Raw genomic sequence first — 26,859 nt, 5'->3', positions numbered from 1 at the left:
TGTACTCTCGTCAGATGGACATCAGCAGATTATGACTCTCGCCGTTGAGCGGAATACGAGTCGATCTGTCCGGGGATGGGGTGCGAACACCGTCGAGCACCGAATATAATTCCTCACGCTCGCCGATGGCGCGAACCTCGATCCTGCAGGCTGCCCCGCCAAGCGTCACGGTCGCCTCAAACCCGGGCCATGCCGAGGGGATGCAGGGGGCGACGACGAGGAAATCACCCTCCCGGCGTATGCCGAGGATGCCCTCGACGCCGGCCCGATGCATCCAGCCGGCGGAGCCGGTGTACCAGGTCCAGCCGCCGCGCCCGACATGCGGCGCTACGGAATAGATGTCGGCGGCGACGACATAGGGCTCGACCTTGTAGCGCTCCGCCTCATCGGGCGTGCGGGCATGGTTGATCGGGTTGAGCAGGGTGAAGAGATCGTGCGCCTTGTCGCCCGCACACTGCTTGGCGAAGGCGAGGATCGCCCACATGGCGGCGTGGCTGTACTGCCCGCCATTCTCGCGCAGCCCGGGCGGGTAGCCCTTGATGTAGCCTGGATCGAGCGGCGTCTTATCGAAGGGCGGAGTGAACAGTAGCGCGAGTTTGTCGCCCGACCGGATCAGGTAGCGCTCGAGCGAGGCCATGGCGGTGGCCGCGCGCAGGCTGTCGGCGGCGCCCGACAGCACCGCCCAGGACTGCGCGATGGAATCGATGCGGCACTCGCCGCTGTCCTTCGAACCGAGCCAAGTGCCGTCGTCGAAAGTGGCGCGGCGATACCACTCGCCGTCCCAGGCCGAGCGCTCAAGCGCCCGACGCACCGACGCCGCGTGCGCTCGCCAGCGCCGGGCGCGTTCGGGATCGCGCGCCTCCGCCAGCGGGGCGAACAGTTCGATGGTGCGGATCAGCAGCCAGCCGAGCCAGACGCTTTCCCCTCTGCCAGCCTCGCCGACGCGGTTCATGCCGTCGTTCCAGTCGCCGGTGCCCATCAGCGGCAGGCCGAGCTCGCCGGTGAGGGAAAGCGCATGGTCGAGGCCGCGCGCGCAGTGTTCGAACAGCAAGGCGGTCTCGTCCGCCGGCATCGGTTGGAAGAAGTGCTCGTGTTCCTCCGGCCGCAGTTGCGGTCCATCGAGATAGGGCACGCGCTCCTCCAAGATGGCGGTGTCACCCGAGCTGCCGATATAGGTTGCGGTGGCGAAGGCGAGCCATACATGATCGTCGGAGATACGGGTGCGCACCCCCTGGCCCGATTGCGGCAGCCACCAATGCTGGACGTCGCCCTCGACGAATTGCCGCCCGGCGGCGCGCAGCAGATGACCGCGTGTCTCCGCCGGCAGCGCCAGCGTCAGCGCCATGCCGTCCTGCAACTGATCGCGGAAGCCATAGGCGCCGCTGGCCTGATAGAAGGCGGAGCGCGCGGTGATGCGGCAGGCGAGCGTCTGGTAGAGCAGCCAGCCGTTCAGCATGATGTCCATCGCCCGGTCCGGCGTCTTCACCTGGACGGTGCCGAGCACCGCGTTCCAATGGGCTGTCACCGCGGCGAGTACAGCGTCGAGGTCAGCCTGGCGATAGCGCGCGAGCAGTGCCCGCGCTTCCTCCACCGACCCGCACTGGCCGATGAACGAGACGACCTCGATCGTCTCGCCGGCGCCGAGTTCGACCACCGTCTGCAGGGCGGCGCACGGATCGAGGCCAGCGCCGGTCGCGCCGGACAGAGGCACCCTGCTTGCAAGGCCGAGAGGCGACGCGGGCCCGCCATCGCGGCCGATGAATTCGGTGCGGTCCGCGGTCCAGGCGGTCTGCCGCCCGGCGAGGTCGGCGAAGGCGACGCGGGAGCCGAATGTGGAACTCCAGCGATTGCGTGCCAGCATCGCACCGCTCTGCTCGTCGATTTCCGTGGTGATGAACGGAGCGGAGGCTCCCCGCGAGGTGCCAAGCACCCATTCCGCATAGACGGTTACGGAGAGCCGGCGCGGCCGACCGGAAAAATTGGCGAGTTTCAGCCGCGAGATCTTGATCGGATCGTCGGGCGGCACGTAGTGGAGCAGGTCGAGGGCTATGCCGTTCGCCTCATGCTCGAAGCGGCTGTAGCCGAAGCCGTGCCGCGCAACATAGGTGCCGTCGCCTCGGATCGGCTGCGCGGTCGGACTCCACAGATCGCCGCTCTCCTCGTCCCGGACATAGATCGCCTCGCCCGCAGGATCGACGACGGCGTCGTTCGACCATTGGGTAAGCTGATTCTCGCGGCTGTTCTGCGCCCAGCTATAGCCGCTGCCGTCGGCGGATATCTGGAAGCCGAAGCCGGCATTGGCGACGACATTGATCCAGGGTGCCGGCGTCGTCCGATCCTGCGCGAGGATAGTTACATATTCGCGCCCGTCCTTGTCGAAGCCGCCCAGGCCGTTGAAGAATTCGAGCGGGGGCGGCTCGCGCGGCGGCACGGGAACGTGCATCGAGGTCAAGGCCCGCGCCCGGCGCTGGACGGACGGAGGATTCGACGGCCGGGGCAGAAGACGGGCGAGATGGTCGGCGATGGTGCCGCGACGTGCCGCAAGGACGATGCGGGCGACCGAGCGCAGAAGGGCACGTGACTCGACGCTCATGAGATCGGAACGCAGCACATAGACGGAACCCTGCGCCGGTTCCGTGCCGAGCAGCGGGCGCGACGCGTTGGTCCGCACCGCTGCCTCGATGGCGATCTGCAGGTCCTGCACATAGGAGGAGGCGCGCTCGTTGACGATGACGAGGTCGACGGCGAGGCGCTTCATGCGCCAATATTCATGGGCGCGCAGCAATTGGCGCACTTGGGCGATGTCCTCGATATCGTCGATCCGCAGCAGCACGATCGGCAGGTCGCCGGAGATGGAATGCTGCCAGAGGCCTGATTGCGGCCCGGCTCCGCGAAGGATCGTCTCCGAGGGCGACCTGAAACGTCCATCGGCATAGAGTAGGGGAGCGGCGAGCCGCTGGAAGTCGGCCGCTTCCTCCACATTGACGTCAAGATGCCGAAGCTGGACCTGCGCCTGTGTCCACGCCAGGGTCTTGGCGCGGTCGAACGCACTGCGATCATGATGCGTGTCGATGAGGTCGAGGAGTTCCGCCCGCGACGAGGCCACCACGGTCCAGAAGGCGACGCGTGCGACCTTGCCCGGCGCGATGCGCACGCTCTGGCGCAGCGAGAAGATCGGGTCCAGCACCGTCCCCACGGTGTTCGACAGCGACAGGCCGCCCGACATGGCGGCCGCCGTTCCCACGTCGCGCCCGCGGCCGATGAAACGGGCACGGTCGGTCTCGTATTGCGGGGCGGCCGCGACCTCGCCTTCCACCACTGCGAAATGTGCCGCCCATATCTGCGGCTCGCCCGGCGTCCGCAGCCGTCGCGTAGCGAGGAGGGCGCCGAATTCCGGTAGATGCTCGGTCTCGACGAACATCTTGGCAAAGGCCGGGTGGGCATCATCGGTGGCCGGCGTGGTCAGGACGAGCTCGGCATAGGAGGTCAGCTCGATCTTCCGGGTCAGCCGCCCGCTATTGGTCAGTGAAACCCGCCGGACCTCGCCATTGTGCTCGCCGGAAACGATGACATCCATCGTCGTGGTCAGGCCGACATCGTGGCAGATGAACTCGGCATGGTCCTCGCCGAACACGACGTCGCTTTCGCTGGCGCCGCCCGCCATCGGCTGGGTGGTAGCGGACCAGACGCTGCCGTCCCTCATGTCGCGAAGGAAAACGAATGAACCCCAGTCGTCGCGGGTGGCGTCCTCGCGCCAGCGCGTCACCGCGATATCGCGCCAGCGGCTGTAGCCGCCGCCGGATGCCGTCATCATGACGGCGTAGCCGCCATTGGAGAGCAGATGCGTGACTGGAGCGCCGGCCGTGGGGGCGATCAGGCGGCGCACCGTCGCTGCTTCGCTGCGGGCGTCGACGGCAGCGGCCCGGACCTCCTCGGCGCGCGGGCGGGCCACGACGACGTCGCGGGGCGAGCGCTCCTGCAGCAGCAGCTCGCTTGCCCGGATCATCGGCTCGCGATGGAATCGGTCGCGCATCTCGCCGCCCAGCAGCGTGTTGGCGATGGCGACGATGGTCATGCCCTGGTGATGGGCCATGAAGCTGCGGACGATGGCGACGTTTTCGTCTTCCGGCAGCCGCGAACGGGTGAAGTCGAGCGCCTCATAGAAGCCGTAGCGGCCCTGCGCCCCCAACTCGGCGAGGCGAGCATAATTCTGCCGCGCGCGCTTGGGATCCGCCATGCTGGCGAGGCCGGTCGCATAGGGCGCGACCACCACACTCTCCGAGAGCCCACGCTTGAGGCCGAGGCCGGGCACGCCGAAATTGGCGTACTGATAGGTAAACTCGATGTCGCGCGCATTATAGGCGGATTCCGACATGCCCCACGGAACGCCCAGCGACCGGGCATAGGATTGCTGCCGCTCGACCACCAGGCGGTTGGTCTGTTCGAGCACGCTGCCGGCCGGTGCGCGCATCACCAATGAGGGCATGAGATATTCGAACATCGATCCCGACCAGGAGATCAACGCCGAGCCGTTGCCGAGCGGCGTCGCCAGCCGACCGAGCCGGAACCAGTGGCGGGTCGGCGCGTCGCCCTTGGCGATGGCGAACAAACTGGCGAGCCGCGCTTCGGAGGCCAGCAAGTCGTAGCAGCTCGGGTCGAGACCGTTGTCTGCCAGCGAATAGCCGATGGAAAGCAGCTTCCGCTCGGGATCGAGCAGAAATGCAAAGTCCATCTCCATCGCCATGGTTCGGGCCGTGTCCGCAAGCGCGGTCAGCCGCGCCTTCGTGGCGGCCGGTGCCGGGAACTGGAGGCGGTCACGCTGGTGTTCGCTCACCGCCCTGCCGATCGCCTCGATCCAGTAGGCGATGTCTGTCGAGCCATCCTCCGCTGTCGCCGGGACGATCTCCTGCGCAATCCTGTGGGCCCTGTCCGCGAGCCGCTTCAGAACGGGTGCCGTCGCCTCCAAGGTCTGCACGCCGTTCAGCTGCGCGTCGATCTCGTCCAGACACCCAGCCAGCGCCTGTCCCCGCGGACTGCCCGCCGTAGGCAGGGCCGTCATCGCCTCGCGCGCCAGTGCCAGCGCGTCGGCTATGCCCGCGCGGGCGTTCACGCCGACAGGGGCATCCGTCCACTCCTCGCAGGCATTGGCCAGCGTGATGAGATGGCCGGCGAGATTGCCGCTGTCGACGGACGAGACATAGGCCGGCGGCAGCGTGGCGAGGTCTTGCGTCCCGTACCAGTTGAAGAAGTGCCCGCGATAGCGGGGCAACTGCTTCAAGCTGGCGAACGTTGCTTCAACCCGCTCGATGGTCTCGATGGTGCCGGTCCAGCCGAAGTCGCGGGCGGCGACTGCCGAGAGCAAATAGAGGCCGATATTGGTCGGCGAGGTCCGATGGGCGACGATCGGTTTCGGCTCTTCCTGGAAATTGTCCGGCGGCAGCATGTTCTCGGCCGGCGTAACGAAGGTCTCGAAATAGCGCCATGTGCGCCGGGCGATTAGGCGCAGGGCGCGGGCGTCGGCATCCGCGAGATTGAGGCGTTGCGGCACCTTGGGTGAACGGCTCGCCCATTGCGCCATGAGCGGCGCGCCGAGCCAGAGCAGGGCAAATGGTAGGATGAGCGGCCAGGAGGTGGGCGCCAGGACAAGCGCGCCTGCGGTCATCACAAGGGCCAGCAAGGTGCCGCTGGCCATCTGCCGATAAAAGCCGAGGACGTCCAGCCGCGGGACTGCGGAGGACTTCGCGGCCGTCGTCCACTCCAGCAGGTGGCGTCGCGTCACCAGCAGCCGCACCAACGTGCGCATCACGGCGTCGCCCGCCCGCCATGCCTGATCGGCGAGAAAGACGAGCGACAGCGATGTCTGGGCGGCGGCGAGCCGCAATTCGGCTGCCAATCTGGCGAGGTGGCTGCGCACCCGTATGTCGGGATGGCGAGGCAACACCGAGGACGCGATCGGCAGGACGGCGGGAACCATGATCGTCATGATCATCAGCAAGGTGCCGACGAGCGCCGCCGGCATGGGAAACAGCCAGCACAGGCTCAGCCCCAGCAGGCTCAGCGGGGCCAGCGTGGCGCGGCGCAGATTGTCGAACATCTTCCAGCGGCCGACCGGCGTCAGCGCGCGCCGTCCCGCCCCCACGCCGCAAATCCACGGAAGCAGCTGCCAGTCGCCGCGCATCCATCGATGCTGCCGCTTGGCGACGACGTCGTAGCGCGAGGGGAACTCCTCCACGACCTCGACATCCGAGGCGAGGCCGGCGCGGGCGAACACGCCTTCGAAGAGATCGTGGCTGAGCAGCGTGTTCTCCGGGATACGGCCGGCGAGAGACGCCTCGAAGGCATCGATGTCGTAAATTCCCTTGCCGGTGTAGGAGCCTTCGCCGAACAGGTCCTGATAGACGTCGGAGACCGCCGCGGCATAAGGGTCCATGCCACCGCCGCCGGAGATGACCCGCTGATAGAACGAGCCCTCGCTGCCGATAGGAAGCGAGGGAGTAACGCGCGGCTGGAGTATGCCGTGGCCGCCGACCACCCGTTGCCCGACGGCATCGAATTTCGGGCGGTTCAGCGGATGCGCCATCTTGCCGACCAGCCGGAGCGCGGCGTCGCGCGGCAGCCGGGTGTCGGCATCGAGCGTGATGACGTAGCGCACATCCTGCGGGACATGCGGGATCCGGCCACCGACGGGCAGGAAGGAGGTGTCGTCCGCGCCGCGCAGCAGGCGGTTGAGTTCATGCAGCTTGCCGCGCTTGCGTTCCCATCCCATCCATTTGCCTTCGCCTCGGTCGAACCGGCGACGGCGGTGCAGCAGGAGAAAGCGGTCACCCGTAGGGCCTGGGCCATAGCGCAGATTTAACTGCTCGATGCCCTGCTCTGCGAGCTCCAACAGCGCCGCATCGCCCGGCAAGATCTCGGAATCGGCGTCTATACCGTCCGACAGTAGGACGAAGGTAAGATCGCCGCCGACCCCGGAGAGAAAGTGGACCTCAAGCCTGTCGATCTGCTCCTGCAGGTCGGCTTCGCTGGTAAGCAGTGTCGGCACGGCGACGAGGGTGCGAAGGGACCCTGGAACGCCATCCGCCAGCTCGAGGCCGGGCAGGATGGCGGCGCCGAACATCCATGCCACGCTCCGGTTCACCAGCGCGGTCGCCACCTCGCTCGTCGGGACGAAGCCGACGAGGGCGAAGACGGCCAGCCAGCTCCCGGAGAGACCGGCCGCGGAGAGAGCCCAAAGTGCCACCCCGATCAGACTGAGCGTGACGGCGAGGATGGCGCCGACATATCCGCCAATGCCGAGGCGAATGCTGACGCGGCTCAAGCGCAGCCGAGGTGGCGGGCGGAAGTGAATGGCCTGTTCGAACGCGCGCCGCCCTTCGGCGATGAGATGGTAGCCGGGATCCTCTGTGGGGTCGGCGTCCACATGCTCCTGTGCCGGAGACGCCGCCAGTGCCGCGACCTCCAGCGCGCGCTTGGCGATGTCAAGCTCTGACAGCTCGGAGCCGCGGGCGAGTTGCTCGATCGCGCTGCGGTAGAGATTGCGGGTGGGGAAATCCATCGAAGCGAAGGCACTGCCGGCTCGCAGTCGGTCGTCGACCAGGCTAACGCTCTCGAACAGGTCGGCCCAATCGATGTCGGAAATCAGCCGCATGCTGGTGATGACGTTTCGCACGCTTACATTGGAGGCGCCGAGCCGCTGTTGAGCATGCTGCACAACGCCGTCGACCGAAGCGCCCTGGGCTGCCAGCCGTGCCTCCAGCCATCCCAGTGCCGGCGTCGTTCGCGGGTCCTGGTCCCGGAGCCGCTTGACCAACTGAGCGGCGAAGACCTCATCCAGCGGCCCCGGCGAGCGGGTCAGGATGTCCGCTTCGAGCGCTGAACGCGCTTCGCCCGAGATGAAAAGCCGGTCGGCCAGCAGGTCGGCTTCCCGGCGTGATCGGCGCCCGGTGGTGATCTGATCGGCGAGCCGGCGCAGGTTCTCGATGAGCACGATGCGCAGCGTGATCGCCACCGCCCACAGCTCGCCGATCGTCAGCGGCTGGACCTGCTGGTACGCCCCGATGAAGCGGCGCAGCGCCTCGGGATCGAAATGGCTGTCCGTGTGCGCGACATAGGCCCAGGCGAGGCCCAGCACTCGCGGGTAACCGGCGAACGGCCCTTCGGCGAGCTTCGGCAATTGTCGGTAATAGCCGGACGGCAGGTCGTCTCGAATCTCGCGTATCTGCTCTTCGACGAGATGATAATTGTCGAGCAGCCATTCGGCGGCGGGCACTACGCTCCGCCCGGCTTCGGCATCGGCCGCCGTCGTACGATAGGCGGCGAGCAGGACGCCGGCATTGTCTTTCAGCCGGGCATGCAGGGAAGCGACGGAAGGCGGGCGCAGGGTGATCGGCTGCGCTGCGGCGAGGCTTCGTGCGTGCTGCTCCAGCCGCTCGGCGCCGAACAGTTCCTCGCGGATCGGAGCCGGATCGTTCCAGACGGAGCCCTGCCAGGCGCGGCTGCGCAGTTGCAGGGCATAGCGGCGAAGATCAGCGATCGGATTCATCTATGCCTTCCGGTGCGGAGTGGCGCGAGAGGCATGGCCGACGGCCGAGGGGCGGACCTTCGCTCAGGTGGGTCCGAGGCCGGGCTACGGCGCGAGGCGGGCGGCATCCCGGTCGGCGCGCCATTCGGCGGCGGCGGGCAGATCGCCGGCGACATCGACATGGGCGGCGCCGTCGCAGCACGAGGGAAGGCGCTTTTCGGAGAAGCGCAGCTGCAGCAGCCGGCCATCGACGGTGCGCAGCCGCAGGTCGGCGCGGCCAAACACTTCCCGCAGCACGACGGTGGGCAGGCGGATCTCGCCGCAGCTCGTCACCTGTCCGCCGCTGGAGAGATAGCCGTCGAAATCATACTGCGTCGGGGCAACCAAGGTGTTCCCGCAAAGGAGACGGCCGGTGCCGCTTAGTCCGCCGAGATAGTCCATGGCCGATGTCTCCCTGAGATTTGACCCACGATCACGTCTTGAGGTCAGCTTCCAGTGCCCTCGCCAGTTCCTCGGAATTGATCGTGAAGACCTGGATGGAGCCGGCAACGGCAATGGCGGGCGTGTGCAGCATCGTCGCTGAGCGCCGATAGGCCAGAAAGGTGAGGTCGGGGATCTCTTCCTCGTCGATCACCAGCCGATAGGTCCCCGCAGGCTGCCTGCTTTCGAGCGCGCTGAGCTTGAACGGATGCCTGAAGGTGACCGTGGTCTCCCGGGTTCGGCTGTGCATGGCGCGGCCTCAGCCCTTCTTCTTCGGCAGCGCCACAGAGGTCGGCATTCCCTTAGAAAGGGCGGGCGCTGCCACGGGCTCCTTGATCTTCTTCGGCTTCTTGGCTTCCCGATTGCCGCGTACCTGACCCTTGGCCATGAGCACTTCCTCCCTATCGCGTTGACATATGTCTTCAGAAAGCGAAGGCCCCGCGACCTTGGGAAGGCGCGGGGCCGAAGAGCGCGGAGCGCCTCAGTCGCTGCGGCATCGCTCAACCGGCCGCCAGTACATCCGTGGTCGGCCGGGAAGGCGACGCGCTACCGGCGACGTCCGAAGTCAGGCTTCGGACAGTCGGCGATCAGCTAAGTGAGTGAAGCTTGTCCGCGGACATCTTCCCGCTGCGCTGATCAGAGACGAGCTCGAAGCCCACCTTCTGACCTTCACGCAGGTCGCTCATGCCGGCACGCTCAACAGCGCTAATGTGAACGAAGGCGTCGCTGCCACCGTCATCCGGCGCGATGAATCCAAAACCCTTCTGGGAATTGAACCATTTTACGGTTCCCGTGGTCATGGGAAACCCTTTCATAATTGTATTTTGGCTTGCCCGCACGGATGCGCGCCGTCGAAATCGCATTTTCAGGAAAATAGAACCTGTGGCGCGGAAGCATTTTCCGCGCGGAGAGCGTTCTTATCGCCGTGTATCGACTAGACTAATATGCGCTTCGACGAAAATATTACAAGGGTAGACGGATTTTTAAATACCGAAGCTCAGGATTTGACGGCGGCTCATCCGTAGATTTCGTTCATTTCACGGAAGGAAATGAGCCGTCCCTGGCGCTGGTCCCACAGCGTCAGCCGCACGCAGCCGAAGCTCTCCCACAGCGTCAGGCGGCCAATGTCGCGCAAGTCCGGGTGGTCGCGCAGCACTTCCGGCAAGCGGTAATAGGGAATGCGGCTGCACAGATGATGTACATGGTGCATGCCGATATTCGCGGTGAACCAGCGCAGCACGCCGGGCAGGTCGTAATGCGAGCTGCCATGCAGCGCCGCCTCGTGGAATTTCCAGTTCTCGTTGGCGGCCCAGTGCGTGCCTTCGAACTGATGCTGCACGTAGAACAGCCAGACGCCGGCGGCCGCCCCCAGGATGACGATCGGCAGGTGGACCAGCAGGAACGGCCCGATGCCGAAGGCCCACATCAGCAGGCCGGCGGCGACGGCGATGCCCAGATTGGTCGTCATGGTGCTGATCCACGGCTCCCAGCCCTCGCCGACAACCCCGAGCGGCAGGCGGCTCTGCAGCAGGAAGACGTAGATCGGGCCCACGCCGAACATCACCAGCGGGTTGCGGTAGAGCCGGTAGCGCAGCCGCCCCCAGCGCGAGCGCGCCCGATATTCCTCCACCGTCAGGGTATCGACGTCGCCGATGCCGCGCCGGTCGAGATTGCCGGAGCTGGCGTGATGGCTGGCATGGCTGCGCTTCCAGTAATCATAGGGCGTCATGGTCAGCACGCCGATCACCCGGCCGGTCCAGTCATTGCCGCTCCGGTTACGGAAGAAGGAGCCGTGGCCGCAATCGTGCTGGATCATGAACAGGCGGACGAGAAGCCCGGCCGCGGGAACGATGAGTAGCGCGTAGAGCCAGAACTGCTCCAGCTTCAACGCCGTCAGCATGGCGCTCCAGGCGAGCGCGAAGGGAAGCGTCGTGATTGCCAGTTCAATTATGCTTCGGCGCGTGCTCGACTGCCGATAGGCTTGCAGCTTCCTGAGCCAGGTAAGCGCTTCCGGTTCAGGTGATCTCACTTCAGCAGCGGTGGACATCGGGCTCTCGATCTTGTGCCTGGGCACCAGCGAAACGCTTGGTCTCCTGGAGCGTTGTTAAAGGTAACGAATGGGATCAACCACTATGCCACTTTATCGGTTTAGGCTTACGGGGCAGGATCAAGAAAACCCAGTCGAACTGCCTGACGATGACGCCGCTTGGGCGCAGGTCTGGGCTTTATGTGGCGAAATTCTAACAGGCGTGAACGCAAATCTTCCAAGCGGCGCGGATTGGCAGATTACCGCGACAGACCATCACGGGCAGGACGTGGGATCAATTCGGATCGTGGCTTCACGGCGCCAGCGACCATCGTCGTAAATGTGCTCAGCCGAGCGAACGTGAATGAGCCACCGCACCACCCTCGTCTTCCCAGCGAGCAACAGCGGAGCGGTCGGAGCCGGCAATCGAATGATTGGGTTCCATCGGTTGCGCGCCGTTTTTGTACCTGTGCAGGAAGCGCGCTATCTGCCCCCGCAAGGCGGCCGTGTTGCGCAACTCGCCCACAGTGCCCGCGCTGTCAAACAGCTGCCGCTGTATCGTCGAAGGGATGTCATTCCATTGCAAGACAAGCGCTGCTCCCAGGCAACGAAGTACATGCTCGTCCTCGGAGACAGGCGCCACGCCAGCGGATGGGTCAACATCTGCGTGCAGTGCCTTATCGTAGTTATTCTTGAGCCACGCCTCGTTATCGGCAAGGTCGGCGGCGCTCTTTTGAAGGAGACGAAGCCTGACAATCTCGTTCGAATTGTCCGTAAGATTGGCGAGACTCTCGCATTCATCCGCCACATTCAGATATTCTTTTGTAATAAACATTGAACTATTCCTTGTGTTATTCGTATCAATGCGCGATGTTAGCCTTGACCGTGCAATGAAAGGTGAGTCGCGCTACCCTCCACAGTGCCAGGCCGGCAATCACTCGGCTGCATTCGCCCGAATTCGTCGGTCGTTGTAAGTACATTGGACGACGCGAAAGCATCGCAGCGCATCTCGTACGCCAGCACGCCTTGTTGTTCATTTCCGATGCAAATCTCGGCGAAAGCCGGGGCTCGAGATTTACGGATCGGGGATATGGCGGCGATCCGAATAATTCTCGGCACATTCTATAGAGGTGATAAATCACACTATAGATTATTTTCCGGATTGTAATCACACATGTGCGTGTATCGCGAGAGAGGTAAATCTGGCCCTTCCCGCGAGGGCGCGCGGAGCCATTGTTGATGCGGGAAATCGCGGTGCAAACGGACATATGCCGCGATTCATCCGTCATCCGCAAAATTGGCTTCGTTGATCGGGCGGTGTGGGACTGCAGGCTTCTTCCTGTCGATTGGTGCAGCTGTATGAGCGTCGGGTTAGGAATCGCGCCGATGACTGATTGTCACCGCAGTACCTGGGGCTGCATCGCTCAGTTGGATTTCACCTCGCAGATTCCTGGCGAGCGCCTCGATGATCCCGGTGCCTAGGCCCGCCTTGGCGGCAACGCTTCCTGTCGGCATGCCGATGCCGTTGTCGCGCACGGAAAGAGTCCACTCGCTGCCTGTCGAGCGATAGCCGATCTCAATCCTGCCCATCGGCTGATCCGGGAAGGCATGCTTGAGCGCGTTGATGACGAGTTCGGTCACGATCAGCCCCAAGCTGATAGAAACGTCCGCTTCCACCGCGCTGTCATCCACCGTCACCTCTATCGAAAGTCGGTCTGGGTCCGAGATCATCGAAGCGCCGAGGCTTTGGCAGAGTTGCGTCAGATAGGTGCGCAGCTCGACATTTCCTCCCGCGGATGTCGAGAGATGCCTCTGCACGGTGGCGATCGACATGACCCGGTGATGGGCATTGTGCAGGTGTCCGCGCGCTTCCTCGGACTGAACCCGACGCGCGCTCTGCATCAGGACGCTCGCAATGATCTGCAGACTATTCGCGACCCGGTGCTGGACCTCTTTCATGAGAATGGCTTTTTCTCTAATGAGGTCGTCTTTCAGCCGGGCTTCGGCGCGCATGGCCGTGACGTCGGTCACCGCCATCAGCAGTCGAACACGATCCGTATCGCCGTCATCAATGGTCCGCGCGTTGATAACCAGTTGCCGTGTGTTCCGGTTTGGGCGCCTGAGGTCAATTTCATAGGCTTCGATCTGCGCGCTTCCCGACGCGGTCGCCCGCAGCAGCGAGGCGAGCTGGGGCATTGCCCACTCGCCGTCTCCAAGCTCGCGGAGCCGTTTGCCGGGGATCGTCGCGGGATCTATTTCGAAGGTCCGGCAGAACGATGTGCTCGCGGCGATGACCGTCTGGTCCTCCGACAGGAAGAGCAGAGGCTCGTTTGATGAGACCACGACGGCAAGCGTGCTCGCCGCTTCGAAATGGACGATAGGTGCTTTGGACATGAAAAGGCCCTCAAGGGCCGGAGACTCGCGAGGCAAGCCATTGCTCGGCAGGAACGCCATCAAACGTAGCCCTTAAGCCTGGCGCTCTATACAAATCCTACCACGTCGGATCTGTATTGGTGCGACAATTATTCGGCATATCTCCGCTGCTCCCAAAGAGGCAGCAGACGTTCTTCGGGTTCATCCTCCCCCTGGGCTAGATAAGCTCGCCGACGGCGATCCTAACACCCGCGGGATGCCGCCCTTCGAGACTGTTCCAATCTTCTCGTCGTCGCGTCCGCAGATCGTGGCGCCGTCGAGCTTATCGCCGATCAGGCGCATATTCGCCGCGCTCCGGTTTGGCCATCCTTGGTAATCGAACGACAGGGCGCCACATGCGGTGGATACTGGCCCGATCTACCTTCCATCCGAGGCTCGGAAGCGGTCTCGGCTCACATGTCATCAAGCGGTTCTGCAAACGTCCGGCTGACGCGAGGGAGATGCAGTGAGTGTCCTGAAGATTCATCATAGAACAACGTATTGCTACAACAGGCCCGTGAGCTTGCGGCCGCATCAGATGATGCTGCGTCCCCGCGAGAGCCGGGAGCTTCGTCTGCGTTCGATCGACCTGACGATCACCCCCGGTGCGGTCGTGACGTGGGCCCATGACGTCGCCGGCAATATGGTGGCAACGGCGACCTTCCACGAGATGACTGACAATCTGGTTATCGAAAGCTTCGCCGAGATCGAGCTCGATGCCGTCGCATGGCCGGTGTTCGACGTCGCCGTGTCGGCCATCTCCTATCCCTTCCAATATAGCGCGGACGAATGGACGGACCTGGGAGCCCTGACAACGCCTCAATATCCCGATCCGGCGGGACGGCTGCGAACATGGAGCCTGGCCTTCGTCCGCGGCGAGCCGACGGACACGCTTGCGCTGCTGAAGGACATCAACGCAGGCGTACTGCCATGGATCTCCTATCAGGGACGCGACGACGAGGGTACGCAGTCACCGGTCCACACGCTGGAGCGCGGCTGGGGATCGTGCCGCGACATGGCCGTGCTCTTCGTCGAGGCCATGCGGACCCTGGGCTTCGGCGCGCGGATCGTCTCCGGCTATCTGCATAATCCATCCCAGGAGCTTGTGGGAACGATGGGCTCGGGATCAACTCACGCCTGGGCGGAGGTCTATGTTCCCGGAGCGGGCTGGATCACTTTCGATCCGACGAACCGCAGTGTGGGCGGCGCCAACCTCATTCCGGTTGCCGTTGGCCGCGATATTCGGCAGGTGATGCCCGTGACCGGTGAATTCTTCGGGATGAGCGATGCGTTCGACGCGATGTCGGTCGAGGTTTCCGTCCGGGCGTAGACGCAATGGAGCACCACCCTGTGGTCAGCTGCCGCGCATAGGGCGCTATGGCGTTCTGCGAGACGTCAGCAAGCTCAACGCCAGGAATCCCGCTGCTGCCGAGATGATGGAGGCGCCGAGAATGCCGAGCTTGACCGAGTCCAGAAGCGTGGGCTCGAAGGCAAGTTCGGCGATGAAAAGCGCCATGGTGAATCCGATCCCGGTCAGCAGGCTTCCAGCCGCCAGCAGGCCCCACGACAGCTCGTCTGGACGAACCCCCAAGCGGAGCTTCACGGCAAGAATGCTGAAGAGCACAACTCCGGCGGGCTTGCCGACCACGAAGGCCGCGACGATCGCGGTCGTAAGAGGGACATCGAAGGTCGCCGCGGCCATCGGCACGCCGGCATTGGCGAGGGCAAAGAGCGGCATCACGGCGAACGCCACCCAGGGATGGAGAGCGATCTCCAGCCGCTCGATTGGCGACAGCGCTTCGCGCGTGGCGACGCCCGCTCGATGGAGGTCGCTGCGCGCCGCCGCATCCCCGCTCCAGTGATCGCCGGGAGGATAGGCGACCACGCGGTCAAGGATCGCGTGCAAACGCGTGTCACTCACCCAGCTCCGCGCCGGAGTCATCAGTCCAAGGATCACGCCGGTAATGGTCGCATGGATTCCCGAGGCATCGAACGCCAGCCAGATGCCGCCGCCTACCGCGAAATAGACGAGAATATTGCGCACTCCCAGGCGCGAAATTCCAGCCACCACGGCAAGTCCGATCCCGGCGGCACCGAGAGCAGCCCAGTTCAAGGTATCGCCATAGCCAATCGCCACGACCAGGATGGCACCCACATCGTCAAAGATCGCGAGCGAGAGCAGGAACAGCCGTAAGCTCTCCGGAATGCGCGAGCCGAGCATCGCCAGGCTACCGATGACGAAGGCCGTGTCGGTGGACATGACGGTGCCCCAGCCGCTCGCGCCCGGCCCGCTGCCAACCACGAGCAGGAATACCCCGGCCGGTATCAGCATCCCGCCGAAAGCAGCTGCCAAAGGCAGGACGGCGACACGCGGATTGCGCAGTTCGCCAAGCACCAGCTCGCGTTTCAGCTCGAGCGCGATGACGAAGAAAAACAGAGTCATCAGCCCGTCGTTGATCCAGTGCTGCAACGAACGGGAGAGCTCGACCTCGCCGAGCCGGACCCCCGCCGGCATATCCCACAAGGCGAGAAACGAGGCCGACCACGCCGTGTTGGCGAGAAGCAGTGCGAGAAGCGTGCTCAGCAGCAGAACCAAGCCCGCCATCGCCTCGATGCGCAGGAAGCGCATGAAAGGCCGCGTGAGCCGGTCGGCCGGTTCTCTGGGAAGCCGCGCAAGGCTCTCGTTCATTCGACAAGCCTCCTCTAGCTTCTGATCGCCTCCGGGCCGGGTCCTTTACATCTATGCCGGCCCCTGCACCTCGTAGGTCCAAACCCGGAACGACTTCAGAATATGAGGGCCGAAGGAGTTGATCAGCGGGATGTCGGCGGCATCGCGCCCCCGGGAGATCACGATCCTGCCGATGCGCGGCAGGTTGTTGCGAGGATCGAAGGTGTGCCAGGCACCGTCGAGAAAGACCTCGATCCACGCACTGAAATCCATCGGGTCGACGACCGGCACGCCGATATCCCCCAGATGCCCGTTCACATAGCGCGCGGGGATGTTGAGACAGCGACAGAAGGCGACGGCGAGATGGGCAAAGTCGCGGCACACGCCGACCCGCTCGTGGAAGGTCTCGAAAGCCGACCGCGTGGAGCGGGCCTGCATGTAATCGAAGCGGATGTGATTGTGCACGAAGTCGCAGATCGCCTGCACACGGCCCCATCCGGGTGGCAGCGTACCGAACATGTCCCATGCCGTTTGGCTGAGGCGGTCGGTCTCGCAGTAGCGGCTGCCCAGCAGATAGACGAGGGTATCGTCCGGCAGTTCCGGCACCGGCATCTCCCGGGCGGCCGGCAGCACTGGGTCCGGCCTGCCGTCATCCTCGATCGTGGCATCGCCCCAGATCATCAGGTCGCCGGCCGGCGCGACGAGCCGCCGGCATCGGTTGCCGAACAGATCGCGGTAGGTCGATGTCGGGACATCGGGCGTGGTGAAAAATGTCTCCGCCGCACGGATATCGTCGGCGCGGTCCTCATGGACGGACAGCAGGCAGACGAGCGCGGTCGGCTGCTGGCAGGTCAGCGTTATCTCATAGCCGTAGCGGATCAGCATGAAGGATTCCTGGGAGCCTCGATCCGTCTAACGGATATCGGCGGCGGTGAGAATGTAAGGGGCGCGGTGTCCGTTCGAATAGGCCTTGGACGCGGCTGCATAGATTGAGCTTCGCCGAGCGTCGAAAGCGGAAAGGCAGGCCGTTTCCGATGCCTCCGACACGAACAATTGGGTTGCTGGATTTACCAGCGCGCCGACATCGACCAGGAACGCAACCTCGAACATGCCGTCATAGCCGGTGAACCGGACGGCGTTCCGCGCCTTGTCGAGGCTGCGGCTTGGGTTGGGGAAAGCCAGTGTCATGGCGGCCCTGCCATGGTTGCAGATGCGTCGCTCCGTAAGAACGGGCCCGGGAGCTGGTTCACGGCGAAGGCCTTTTCTCTTGCCCCAGTGCAGCGTCGAAGGCGCAGGAATGAAGCGTGCGGCCGTCCTCGTCGACGATCGCCAAGGCATCGGGTCGCTGCGGCATGTCGAGCGACTGGGCCAGCGACCGCGCCATCCCGATCGCAGTGTCGAGATCGGCTGCGTCAACGGTTTCGCGGCCGACGACCGCATGAGCGTCGTCCCGTTCGCGGGTGCGATAGAATTCGATCACGAACTTCATCATGTCCGGTTCCGCAGAGGCCGGCGCTCAGCGCTGGAACGTCCTGTCGACGAGCGCCGCGTTCTCGCTCGGCTCATCTGCGCGGACCATTTCCAGACTGTCTTCCGTTGCCACCCGTTCGTGCTGCTCGCGCTCGTTGCGGATGCGGTACTGCAGCGAATTCCCGCTGGGCGGCAGCTTGCCGGTGACACGATAGATATCGCCGAACCGCGAGGTGAAGACAGTGTATCCGCCCCTGAGCCGGACGCTCTGCCCGACCGTGAAGAGGTGCGTGGTCGGCTCGCTGTGGATTGCACGGGCACTTCGTTGCGGAATGCTTTGAGCAGCCATGATAGTTTGTGATCCTTTTCAAGCATTTATGGCGGTTCGCCGCCGGACCCGGATAACAGTCGACGGGGCCGGTCAGGTCACGACGCATGCGGCGTGTGCGGATATGAAGTCCGCTCCATCCGAACCCGGACGACCAGGCGACATATGCCCCGGATCTGCGCCATGCATCGGTATCGAAACTTGGTGGCAATGGCGGGTCGACGTCTCCGACACCGCTGTGGCCGACTCAACCAAATTAGCAGGTAAAGATAAACCCTGATTGTGTTCCAAGCAAGGTAGATCACGCCTCGCAAAATATTACTGTTCACCATCCGATGGCTTGGAAAAATAAAACCTCACACCATCATATCGGATGGAGCCGATTTTCCTCGGCGCTCGCCCGTCTTTATACACGAATATCTTAGCATCCATTTCGATATTTTGGCCAGCAGCAGTGCGAGCGATGGGTGGATCCCGTTGCATTTCGTGCTCAGCCGTGCCGCCCGACGCCACAAAACTTTCTCGCAATCAAGCGCAGGATTGCCCGAAGCTATTCATCGCCGAATAGGTCGTGGATCGATCTCGCGACGTCCGGCGCCTTGTAGGGCTTGGGGACAAACACGCTTCCATTGGGAAGCTCGGACCGGTCGACGAACTGATGTCCTGATCTCACGGTTATGTGCACGGGAGGCCATCGATGGCGCACTGCCGCCGAGAGCTTTAGCCCGTTCATGCTGCCTGGCATGTCGACGCCAGTAAAAAGCAGCCTGAATTCGCGACCAACTCGGCCAAATATGGATCGCTGTCAGTCCCCGACGGGCGGGCGGATGTCCGCTGCGAGGACCTCGGAGCGACATTTGTCCTCACGTGGGAGGAGCACGGCGGTCCCCGGCTCGATCACGAGCCGCAAGGCGACGGATTCGGAAGCCTACTCGCGCGCTCCACGGTGCGCGGGCAACTGGGCGGCGAGATCACGCGCGAATGGAGGGCTGGGGGTCTGTCGATCCGGCTGACCATCGCGACGGATCGGCTTGCGGGTTAGGGCTGCACGCTCGGCAGGCGTCGGTCGTTTTTGGAACGCCGCCAGCCGAGAATGTCATCGCCCGCGCGGGCTTCGTTGCCATCACGCCGACGTGCGCCTGTCAGGCCCACCCGCGTGGTGAGGTAATCAATGGACAATTCCATCGACTTCGCAATCGGGTCTGCTCCGCTTCCCGCTTCCTTCCTGCAATCAGTCGTCCCCGGCATTCCGTCGCTCGAAACGTCATGAGTAACGGATTGCTTCCCAGCAAGGCTGGTTGTGGCGTTGATCAGCCGAGTGACGTAGCCGGGAGCAACTAGCATGGTGACCTATCGTTTCCGACGAACCGGCGAGGACAAAGACGCTCCCCTCGAACTCGCCAATGACGATGCTGCCTAGGCGACTTTTGGTACGTTTGTGCTTCGATGAGCTCGGCCGGACAAATACCAATCTGCCCAGCGGTTCCGACATCGAACTGTCGGTTAGCGATCACCTGGGGCATGATGTAGCGGTCATTCGCGTCAGCGCGAGCCGTCGGCGCCAAGAGTGAGGATGGCGGCAGAACCCGCCGCGACGTCATCTTTAAGATTGGCCTGCGTCATTTGCGGCTTGATCCTCCAGCTGTCGTCTCGTCTTACCCGCATCGGTGCCGAGCACGGCGTCCCGGCAGTCGCCGCTTTAGGGCCCCAAAGCAGGAGCCGGGGTGGCCTCACTGCGCACTCCGGAGCGACTTCGCAACAGGCGCCTCGGCGCGGCTTTGAGTGGCACCGGAGGCGTATCCTGAAGGCCGGCCACCACCGCGTCGGCTATGCTGGACACGATGAAATCGGCGTTGATCTCAGCCCACGCGATTGCGGAGCCAGCCGCGGCCTCCGCATCGATTTGAGGAATCAGGATACCGACACGCAAGCCGCGCCGCAGGCGTTTGAGGCGGCGCACGGCATGGCGCGCATGCGCCGAGGATTGCCCGTTCAGGTATAAGACCACCGCCGCGTCGACGTCCTTGAGAGCAAGCTCCCGGATTCGCGCTGCTTCGAGCATTGGATGGCCTGCCACGGAGGCGGCGGCTCCCTGTACCTCGAACACCTGGGCGAGCATGGCGGCAGCCGCGTCGTCGATCTCACCCCGCCCCCCGATGCATATGAGCGATCGGCCTTCGCCGTCGGGCAGGTCACCTTGCTGCTTGTCGGGCCGGCTTGGGTTGTCAGCGTCGTCCTTCTCGGCAGCCTGCTCTTCATTCTCTTCTTCTTCCGCGATCTCCCTGAGATTGGCGACGAGCGCCTGCGTGCTTTCCGCGAACCTTACGCGTTGTTCATCGAGCATAACGCCGCGCTGGCGGTCCCGCTCGCCGATCAACAAGGCAGGAATCCCGATTTTGTCATAGAAATCTATGAGATAACCTTGTTTGAGGAACTCTTCGGCGTGATCTGTCGCTTCGTCCGGATCACCGGCCAGCAGACGCTGATAAAGCCGCGCCTGCGGTTCCAGCACGGGCTCGTTGCCGAGCAGCACGTTCAGGAATTCGAACTGGGGACATGTCGCCCTAGAACGACGAGGCAAACCGTCAGCGGAGTCGAGAGCACCAGACCGAGCGGCCCCCACAGCCAGGCCCAGAAGATCGCCGCCACGATGATCGCGAGAGACGAAAGCCCGGTGCGCGATCCGTACAGCCACGGTTCGAGCACGTTGTTGCTGATCAGCTCCATGGCGAGGAAAAGCGCCCCGGTCCACAATAACAACGTCCATCCCGGAGAGACGGCGAGTGCCAGGAACAGCGGCAGCACCATGCCGATCGCCGGCCCGATATAGGGAACGAAGCGCAGGATCAGTGCTAGAACGCCCCAGAGTAGTGCGTTGGGAATTCCGAGAACCCACAGGCCGATCGTGATCGGAACCGCGTAGAGCGTGTTGATCACCAGTTGCATGAGCAGGTAGCGCGCGACCCGCTTCCCGGCATCCTGAAGGGCCTCGGTGGTGCGGTGAAGATCGCTCGACCCGACAAGGCGAATGAATCGGTCGCGCAGGTTTTCGCGTTCGAGCAGCATGAAGATGACGACGATGACGATCAGTCCGGCGGTAGCAAAAGGGCTAATCAGCGGAACGATGACATCCTTCAGCGTATCGACGGGACTTTGGCGCGAGACGATCTCGACCGGCAGCGGGTCCCTGGCGGAAGGCTGCGGTGGCGCGTTCGCGTCTTGCATGCCCTTTTCCAGTTCGGCGCCGACCTGCTCGACCGCGCCGCTGAGCCGATCAATGATGCCGCCACCGGCTCCCAGCTCCCTTAGCGAGCGTATCTTCTCGAGAACGTTGTTCTGATAGGTCGGTATGTTCTGCGCCAGACTGCTGACTTGCGTCGCGACGACGAAGCTGACCAGAGCGATGACGGCGAAGGCGACGCCAACCGTGAGGATCACGGCAAGAATCTTCGGCAGGGACAACTTGCGCAGAAATGAGACGATCGGCGCTAAAGTAAATGTTAGCAAAAGTGCCACCGCAAGAGGCAAGAACACGTCACACCCCAAATAAAAGATTGCCGTCATGCCTACTAGAGTCACGATGGTAGGAATGGAGGTCGGCACGGGCGCCGCTTTCTTCACCGCCATGGAGGCGGCGCCTCTTCCGTTCTCGCCCTGCGTATCCATGGACGTTCTTCCTGTGATGCCTGCGACGATCAATTGCGGCAGGGAATAGTCCAGGTCGACTCGGCTGTTTCAGCCCGAAACCATTCGACTACCGACGCGAAGACCTCCGCCGCCGCGACGCTTTAGATCATCTCAACGGCCCCGCGTCCCGCTCGTTCCGAACGTCAAGAATGCGGGGTCGGGGGCGAAAAATGGGGCGGAGACTTCCGTCGATCTGGCATCTCGGGAACCTTCTCGAGACGGTCTGGTTAATATTGAGACTTCCTCACAATCCAGTGGGCGGCGCTTTAATTGCGCAGTAAAGGACAATTTCCATGACCAAGGAAAAGACGCTGGAAGATCTCTTCCACGACACGCTTAAGGATATCTATTACGCCGAGAAAAAGATCCTGAAGACGCTTCCTAAGATGGCCCGCGCCGCCGCCTCGCCGGAGCTGAAGGCGGCGTTCGAGAAGCACAAGGACGAGACCGAAGGCCATGTCGAGCGCCTGCAGCAGGTGTTCGAGCTGATGGGCAAGCGTCCCCAGGCGAAGACCTGCGACGCCATTGAGGGCATCGTCGCTGAAGGCGAGGAGATCATCGAGAGCTTCAAGGGCACGCCCGCGATCGATGCCGGCCTCATCTCGTCGGCACAGGCGGTCGAACACTATGAGATCACCCGCTACGGCACGCTGAAGCGCTGGGCGCAGGTGCTGGGTTTGAAGGACGCGGTGGCGCTACTCGACACCACGCTGAAGGAAGAGTCCATGACCGACAAGGCGCTGACATCCCTGGCGGACGCATCCGCCAATGCAATGGCAAAAGCCGCCTGATTGCAAGAGCGCCAGCGTCACTACCTTTGCCGTGTCCACCGCCATCTGACTCGTGGTCGTCCAATGGCTTTCATCGGGTCTCGGCGGCTACTTAACCGGGCGACTCCGCACCAAATGGGTCGGCATCGCCACCGACGAGACTTTTTTCCGCGACACCGCGCACGGGTTCCTGGCCTGGGCGGTGAGCCTTGGCGGTGGCGACGATCCTCATGGTCTCGCTGCTCGGCTCGGCGCTATCCGGGGGGATCGATACTGGCGTCCACGCGGCTTCGACCGTCGCCTCCGGTGCGGCCCTAGGGGCTTCGGCCGGCGCGACCGCCAATGCCGGATCCTATAACGGCTCGGATGCGACGTCCTATTTCGTCGACGAGCTGTTCCGGCCGACCGTCCCCGCTCAGCTGGCAACACCTGGGGCGGAAGGCAATGCCGGGGCTGCGGCGCAGGCCTCCCGTATCCTCATTGCCAGCGCGACCGCCGGCGAAGTTTCGCCTGCGGACAAGACCTATCTTGGCCAACTCGTCGCCGCCCGCACCGGCCTCTCGCAGGCGGATGCGACGGCGCCGGTCAATGCCGTGCTTGGTCAGGTCGAAGCTGCCAGGGTCAAGGCGCAGCAGGCGGCCGATGCGGCGCGCAAGGCCGGCGCCACCTTCGCGCTCCTCGGCACCCTCTCGCTGATGATCGGAGCCTTCATCTCCTGCGTCGCCGCTCTTGGCGGCCGGCAGCGCGACGACGAGGAAACCGTCTATCTCGGCCAACGCCGCTGAAACTAAGGGTTCGGCCGGCTGAGAGGCCGGCCGTCCTCACATTCCCGCAGCTCGCCCCTTGTTATTGTGCAGCGCAGCAACGATCTCGTTGCGAGCGCGTTAGTACATGCCGTCCACCCCCGGGCGTCACAACAAGGATGCCTCCATTGCGGATAATGTCTGATACCATCGCCCGGCTTGCTGCGTTTCGCGGGCGGCAGGCTGGCCATTTTCCCGGCTCAACCTCACCCGATCGACTTTCCACGCTTTCTGATTTCGGATCGAATCCGGGTGGATTGAAGTCTCGGTTTTATGTTCCGGCAGGCTTGTCCAAGGGAGCGCCGCTCGTCGTCGTCCTGCACGGGTGCACCCAGAACGCGGCCGGCTATGACCATCATGCCGGCTGGTCTCAGCTCGCCGATCATGCTGGCTTCGCACTGCTCTATCCGGAGCAGCATCACGGCAACAATCCCAATCTCTGTTTCAACTGGTTTCGCCCTGGGGACACCCGGCGCAATGCCGGCGAAGCGCTCTCCATCCGCCAAATGATCGAGGCGATGGTCGTCGCCCACGGTCTCGACCGCGACAGGATCTTCGTCACCGGCCTGTCGGCTGGCGGCGCGATGGCGTCCGTCATGCTCGCGACCTATCCGGAGGTCTTCGCGGGCGGTGCCGTCATCGCCGGCCTGGCCTATGGCCGTGCGACCACCGTCCCGGAAGCGTTCGACTGTATGCGTGGCCAGGGTGCGGCCTCGGACGAGGAGCTCTGGGGACTGCTGCGCAACGCGTCGAGGCATCCGGGTCCGTGGCCGCGGGTGACGATCTGGCAGGGATCGGCCGATCACACGGTGGCGCCCTCCAACGCCGAGGATATCGCTGCGCAATGGCGCAGCGTCCACCAGCTCGACGAAATGCCGACGCGCTCGGAGGTTCTCGGCGTCCGCACCAAACGCACCTGGTGCAATGACGCGGGCGAGGCGATGATCGAATTGAACACGGTGGCCGCGATGGGCCATGGCACGCCGCTGGGCGATGACCTCGGCGCCGCCGGTCCGTACATGCTGGACGTCGGTATATCCTCCACCCGCGAGATCGCGCAGTTCTGGGGCATCTCGGAGGCGCGGGAGGCTGCATTCGCGAGTACCGTCCCGGCCACCGTGAATGACAGGCAAGCAACTCTGCCGGCGCCCGTGGCCCCCACGCCGGAGGCGAGGGAGGCAGAGCCCGAGGCCTATGCGTTGGGTGCGCGCTGGAAATCGCCGGTATCCGACCCATCCGGCGTGAAGAGGATCATTGAGGACGCCCTTCGCGCCGCGGGACTGATGCGCTAGCAGCGGACGAGATCGACCCCCCGCCTCGCGTCGGTCGGGCCGTCTCTGAAAGCTCGATCCAGACCGGCGCGTGATCGCTTGCCCTACCCCAGCCGCGAACGGCGCGATCGACGTCGGCGGCGATCAGCCGCTCCGCCACGGCCGGACTGAGCAGGAAATGGTCGAGGCGCAGGCCGACGTTGCGGCCCCATGCGTTCCGGAAATAATCCCAAAAGGTATAGATGCGCTCGCCGGGATGCAGCGTCCGCAGCGCGTCCGTCTAGCCCTGGCCGGCAGGGACGCGAAATGCGTCTTTCACCTCGGGCCGGAACAACGCATCGTCGATCCAGCGTTCGGGCTTGTAGACGTCGAGCTCGGTCGGCGTGACGTTGTAGTCGCCGGCAATCACGACCGGCACGTCGAGCGCCAGCAACTCCGCCGCGTAATCCGTCAGCCGGCGGACCAGCGCAGCTTGTAGTCGAACTTCGGTCCCGGCGCGGGATTGCCGTTCGGCGAATAGAGGCAGGCAACGACCCATCCCGGCGACCGCCGCTTCGATATAGCGGCGCTGGCCGTCGTCAGGGTCGCCGGGCAGGCCACGGCGGGTGGCGATCGGCTCGTGGCTGCGCGCGAGGATGGCCACGCCGTTCCAGCTCTTCTGGCCTTGCCAGATCGCGCCATAGCCAGCCTTCTCGATCTCGCGATTGGGAAACCGGTCGTCCGGCGCCTTCAGTGCCTGCAAGCACACGACGTCCGGCTGCGCACTCTCCAGCCAGCGGAGGAGCACCTGCAAGCGTCCGTTGACGCCGTTGACGTTGAAGCTGGCGATCTTCACCGTCCGGCCTCAGGCGATGCCCTCGCCACCCGTGACGCCATAGACCTCGCCGTTGATGAAGCTCGCCTCCTGCGAAGCAAGCAGCACGTAGATCGGAGCAAGTTCGACCGGCTGGCCGGGACGCTTGAAGTCGGTGTTCTGGCCGAATTTCTGGACCTTCTCGCTCGGCTGACCGCCGCTGGGCTGCAGAACGGTCCAGAAGGGCTCGGCGCAACCGCGTTGGCACGGATGCCCTTTTCGATCAACTGCTTGGCCGGCGCCTTGGTGTGGCCGACACGACCATCTACGACATGGAGCAGCGCGGCGAGTTTCCGCCGCGCTTCTACCTGACCTCTCGAACCGTCGTGTGGGACCTCGGCGAAGTCGAGGCCTGGCTTGAAGAACGCCGCCGAGCCTCCAAGGCGAAGACGGCCAAGCGTGCGCCGGCGCTCGCCATATTCAACAAGCTCGTCGCCGAGAGCTTCACCGTGCTGCCCGTGACGGGCGGGCAGTTCCGGGCGGCGGCGAGGTTTGCCGATCAGCACGCCCTTGGGCTCCGTGCCGGCGACGCGCTGCATCTTGCCGTCGCGTCGGAGCATGGCGCCACGGTGCATACGCTCGACCGGCGGCTCGCCGATGCCGGACCGGCGCTCGGTGTGCCGGCGCAGTTGCTGGCATGATCCGTGGCTTCTCCAGCTTGGCCGGCCCGCTCTGGACCTGCCATGGCCGGTGACTGGTCTGATGAGCAGAATGACGCGATCGTGGCGGATTATTTCGCGATGCTCGCGGACGACATCGTCGGGCTGCCTTACAGCAAGGCCGAACATAACCGCCTGCTGCAGGCCGTGATCGATCGGCCCCGCGGGCTCGATCGAATACAAGCATCAGAACATCAGTGCGGTTCTCAAGGGTCTCGGTGAGGACTGGATCCCAGGCTACAAGCCGGCCTTCAATTTCCAGGCCTCGCTCGTCGATGCGGTGGCGCGCTGGCTCCAGCGTCATCCGATTGGCTCGCACCAGCCGCGCGGATGGCGATGGGACCGTCACCCTCAGCGCTTCGGGAGGAAGCGATGCTGTGGATCGGCCCACCACCGACACACAGCAATGCGCCGCCGCCCGACGAACTTGAGCAGATGACCGCCATCGCCCGGAAGTACGACGTAGCCGAGCGTGATGCCCGTAATCGAGCGTTGGGTCGCGCTGGCGAGGAGCGCGTCCTCGCGCATGAGCGCACTAACCTGCTCGCCGCTGGCCGGACCGATCTCGCTGAGCACATCCGCTGGGTGTCGCATGTCGACGGCGATGGTGCCGGCTATGACATCCTGAGCTTCGACACCGACGGCCGCGATCGGCTGATCGAGGTGAAGACCACCAATGGCTGGGAGCGCACGCCGTTTCACATCACGCGCAATGAGCTGGCAGTTGCGGAGGAGCGGCGCAGCGATTGGCGGCTAGTGCGATTGTGGAATTTTGCGCGGGAGCCAAAGGCGTTCGAGTTGCGGCCGCCGCTGGAGGTGGCCTGCTCCCTGGAAAGTGGTCCTCCGTGAAGTAGGCTTTCGGGCCTTTGGAGGATGGCGCCATGGCGCAGAAGAAGCATAAGCCTGAAGAG

21 protein-coding genes and 4 pseudogenes are annotated in these 26,859 nt (G+C 64.1%); 8 read left to right on the top strand and 17 right to left on the bottom strand.

Annotated features, from left to right (window positions below; translation table 11 throughout):
* Window positions 1-10: 10 nt before the first annotated feature.
* The 6 genes from J2X65_RS20530 to J2X65_RS20505 all read right to left on the bottom strand — a co-directional run bounded on the left by J2X65_RS20530 (window position 11) and on the right by J2X65_RS20505 (window position 11,048).
* The gene (locus tag J2X65_RS20530; RefSeq protein WP_310205015.1) at window positions 11-8,542 is read right to left on the bottom strand and encodes a GH36-type glycosyl hydrolase domain-containing protein; all 8,532 of its coding nucleotides are present in this window, start codon (window positions 8,540-8,542) and stop codon (window positions 11-13) included.
* 84 nt (window positions 8,543-8,626) lie between these two features.
* A complete protein-coding gene (locus tag J2X65_RS20525; protein WP_029349201.1) occupies window positions 8,627-8,962 on the bottom strand; it encodes a hypothetical protein in 336 nt (111 codons plus the stop codon).
* 31 nt (window positions 8,963-8,993) lie between these two features.
* Entirely contained in the window at window positions 8,994-9,251 is a 258-nt protein-coding gene (locus tag J2X65_RS20520; RefSeq protein ID WP_029349204.1) for a hypothetical protein, read from the bottom strand.
* Between the two features lie 9 nt (window positions 9,252-9,260).
* Window positions 9,261-9,389, bottom strand: a complete 129-nt coding sequence (locus tag J2X65_RS20515; RefSeq protein ID WP_310205009.1) for a hypothetical protein — start codon at window positions 9,387-9,389, stop codon at window positions 9,261-9,263.
* A gap of 199 nt (window positions 9,390-9,588) precedes the next feature.
* Window positions 9,589-9,801, bottom strand: a complete 213-nt coding sequence (locus J2X65_RS20510) for a cold-shock protein (protein ID WP_310205006.1) — start codon at window positions 9,799-9,801, stop codon at window positions 9,589-9,591.
* A gap of 215 nt (window positions 9,802-10,016) precedes the next feature.
* Window positions 10,017-11,048 carry a fatty acid desaturase gene (locus tag J2X65_RS20505; RefSeq protein ID WP_310205003.1) on the bottom strand — a complete coding sequence of 344 codons (1,032 nt, stop codon included), beginning with the start codon at window positions 11,046-11,048 and terminating at the stop codon, window positions 10,017-10,019.
* Window positions 11,049-11,118: 70 nt separating this feature from the next.
* Between J2X65_RS20505 and J2X65_RS27020 the strand changes: the two genes are divergently transcribed.
* A complete protein-coding gene (locus J2X65_RS27020) occupies window positions 11,119-11,367 on the top strand; it encodes a DUF6894 family protein (RefSeq protein WP_404977767.1) in 249 nt (82 codons plus the stop codon).
* 6 nt (window positions 11,368-11,373) lie between these two features.
* Here J2X65_RS27020 and J2X65_RS20500 read toward each other — a convergent pair whose 3' ends face one another.
* Window positions 11,374-11,862, bottom strand: a complete 489-nt coding sequence (locus J2X65_RS20500) for a hypothetical protein (protein WP_310205000.1) — start codon at window positions 11,860-11,862, stop codon at window positions 11,374-11,376.
* A gap of 536 nt (window positions 11,863-12,398) precedes the next feature.
* Window positions 12,399-13,421 (bottom strand): histidine kinase dimerization/phosphoacceptor domain -containing protein, encoded by a 1,023-nt coding sequence (locus J2X65_RS20495; protein WP_310205329.1) that lies wholly within the window; start codon window positions 13,419-13,421, stop codon window positions 12,399-12,401.
* Between the two features lie 484 nt (window positions 13,422-13,905).
* Here J2X65_RS20495 and J2X65_RS20490 point away from each other — a divergent pair, with 484 nt between their 5' ends.
* Complete coding sequence (locus J2X65_RS20490) at window positions 13,906-14,769, top strand: transglutaminase family protein (RefSeq protein WP_310204997.1); 864 nt, start codon at window positions 13,906-13,908, stop codon at window positions 14,767-14,769.
* A 45-nt stretch (window positions 14,770-14,814) separates the two neighbouring features.
* Here J2X65_RS20490 and nhaA read toward each other — a convergent pair whose 3' ends face one another.
* The 7 genes and pseudogenes from nhaA to J2X65_RS20455 all read right to left on the bottom strand — a co-directional run bounded on the left by nhaA (window position 14,815) and on the right by J2X65_RS20455 (window position 21,532).
* Window positions 14,815-16,128 carry a Na+/H+ antiporter NhaA gene (gene nhaA, locus J2X65_RS20485; protein WP_310204994.1) on the bottom strand — a complete coding sequence of 438 codons (1,314 nt, stop codon included), beginning with the start codon at window positions 16,126-16,128 and terminating at the stop codon, window positions 14,815-14,817.
* 51 nt (window positions 16,129-16,179) lie between these two features.
* Window positions 16,180-16,992, bottom strand: coding sequence for a transglutaminase family protein (locus J2X65_RS20480; protein ID WP_310204991.1), 813 nt, complete (start codon window positions 16,990-16,992; stop codon window positions 16,180-16,182).
* Window positions 16,993-17,019: 27 nt separating this feature from the next.
* Window positions 17,020-17,295, bottom strand: a complete 276-nt coding sequence (locus tag J2X65_RS20475; protein WP_310204987.1) for a DUF1488 family protein — start codon at window positions 17,293-17,295, stop codon at window positions 17,020-17,022.
* Between the two features lie 58 nt (window positions 17,296-17,353).
* Window positions 17,354-17,596: a hypothetical protein gene (locus tag J2X65_RS20470; RefSeq protein WP_310205326.1), complete on the bottom strand. Its 243-nt coding sequence runs from the start codon at window positions 17,594-17,596 to the stop codon at window positions 17,354-17,356.
* Window positions 17,597-17,623: 27 nt separating this feature from the next.
* Window positions 17,624-17,926 carry a hypothetical protein gene (locus J2X65_RS20465; RefSeq protein WP_310204984.1) on the bottom strand — a complete coding sequence of 101 codons (303 nt, stop codon included), beginning with the start codon at window positions 17,924-17,926 and terminating at the stop codon, window positions 17,624-17,626.
* Window positions 17,927-18,943: 1,017 nt separating this feature from the next.
* Complete coding sequence (locus tag J2X65_RS20460) at window positions 18,944-19,249, bottom strand: hypothetical protein (RefSeq protein WP_310204982.1); 306 nt, start codon at window positions 19,247-19,249, stop codon at window positions 18,944-18,946.
* 355 nt (window positions 19,250-19,604) lie between these two features.
* Window positions 19,605-21,532, bottom strand: a pseudogene (locus tag J2X65_RS20455) (AI-2E family transporter).
* Between the two features lie 353 nt (window positions 21,533-21,885).
* Here J2X65_RS20455 and J2X65_RS20450 point away from each other — a divergent pair.
* The 3 genes and pseudogenes from J2X65_RS20450 (at window position 21,886) to J2X65_RS20440 (ending at window position 24,457) form a co-directional block, all read left to right on the top strand.
* Window positions 21,886-22,383: a ferritin-like domain-containing protein gene (locus tag J2X65_RS20450; RefSeq protein ID WP_310204979.1), complete on the top strand. Its 498-nt coding sequence runs from the start codon at window positions 21,886-21,888 to the stop codon at window positions 22,381-22,383.
* A gap of 10 nt (window positions 22,384-22,393) precedes the next feature.
* Window positions 22,394-23,147, top strand: a pseudogene (locus J2X65_RS20445) (hypothetical protein); the annotation flags it as partial.
* Window positions 23,148-23,293: 146 nt separating this feature from the next.
* A complete protein-coding gene (locus tag J2X65_RS20440; protein ID WP_310204976.1) occupies window positions 23,294-24,457 on the top strand; it encodes a PHB depolymerase family esterase in 1,164 nt (387 codons plus the stop codon).
* On the opposite strand, the pseudogene xth reads toward J2X65_RS20440, so the two are convergent.
* A pseudogene (gene xth, locus J2X65_RS27015) lies at window positions 24,417-25,271 on the bottom strand (exodeoxyribonuclease III). The gene J2X65_RS20440 and the pseudogene xth overlap by 41 nt on opposite strands.
* A 9-nt stretch (window positions 25,272-25,280) precedes the next feature.
* Window positions 25,281-25,552, bottom strand: a pseudogene (locus J2X65_RS20430) (SDR family oxidoreductase); the annotation flags it as partial.
* On the opposite strand from J2X65_RS20430, the gene J2X65_RS20425 reads away from it, so the two are divergent.
* The 3 genes from J2X65_RS20425 (at window position 25,538) to J2X65_RS20415 (ending at window position 26,797) form a co-directional block, all read left to right on the top strand.
* Window positions 25,538-25,930: a PIN domain-containing protein gene (locus J2X65_RS20425; protein ID WP_310205323.1), complete on the top strand. Its 393-nt coding sequence runs from the start codon at window positions 25,538-25,540 to the stop codon at window positions 25,928-25,930. The pseudogene J2X65_RS20430 and the gene J2X65_RS20425 overlap by 15 nt on opposite strands.
* Window positions 25,931-25,972: 42 nt before the next feature.
* Window positions 25,973-26,170, top strand: a complete 198-nt coding sequence (locus J2X65_RS20420; RefSeq protein ID WP_310205356.1) for a hypothetical protein — start codon at window positions 25,973-25,975, stop codon at window positions 26,168-26,170.
* Between the two features lie 150 nt (window positions 26,171-26,320).
* Complete coding sequence (locus J2X65_RS20415) at window positions 26,321-26,797, top strand: DUF3883 domain-containing protein (protein ID WP_310204970.1); 477 nt, start codon at window positions 26,321-26,323, stop codon at window positions 26,795-26,797.
* Window positions 26,798-26,859: the final 62 nt, after the last annotated feature.

Source organism: Ancylobacter sp. 3268 (genome assembly GCF_031456575.1).
Taxonomy (GTDB): domain Bacteria; phylum Pseudomonadota; class Alphaproteobacteria; order Rhizobiales; family Xanthobacteraceae; genus Ancylobacter.
The sequence above is the reverse complement of the archived record's forward strand: the minus strand, read 5'-3'. Positions and strand labels throughout refer to the sequence as shown.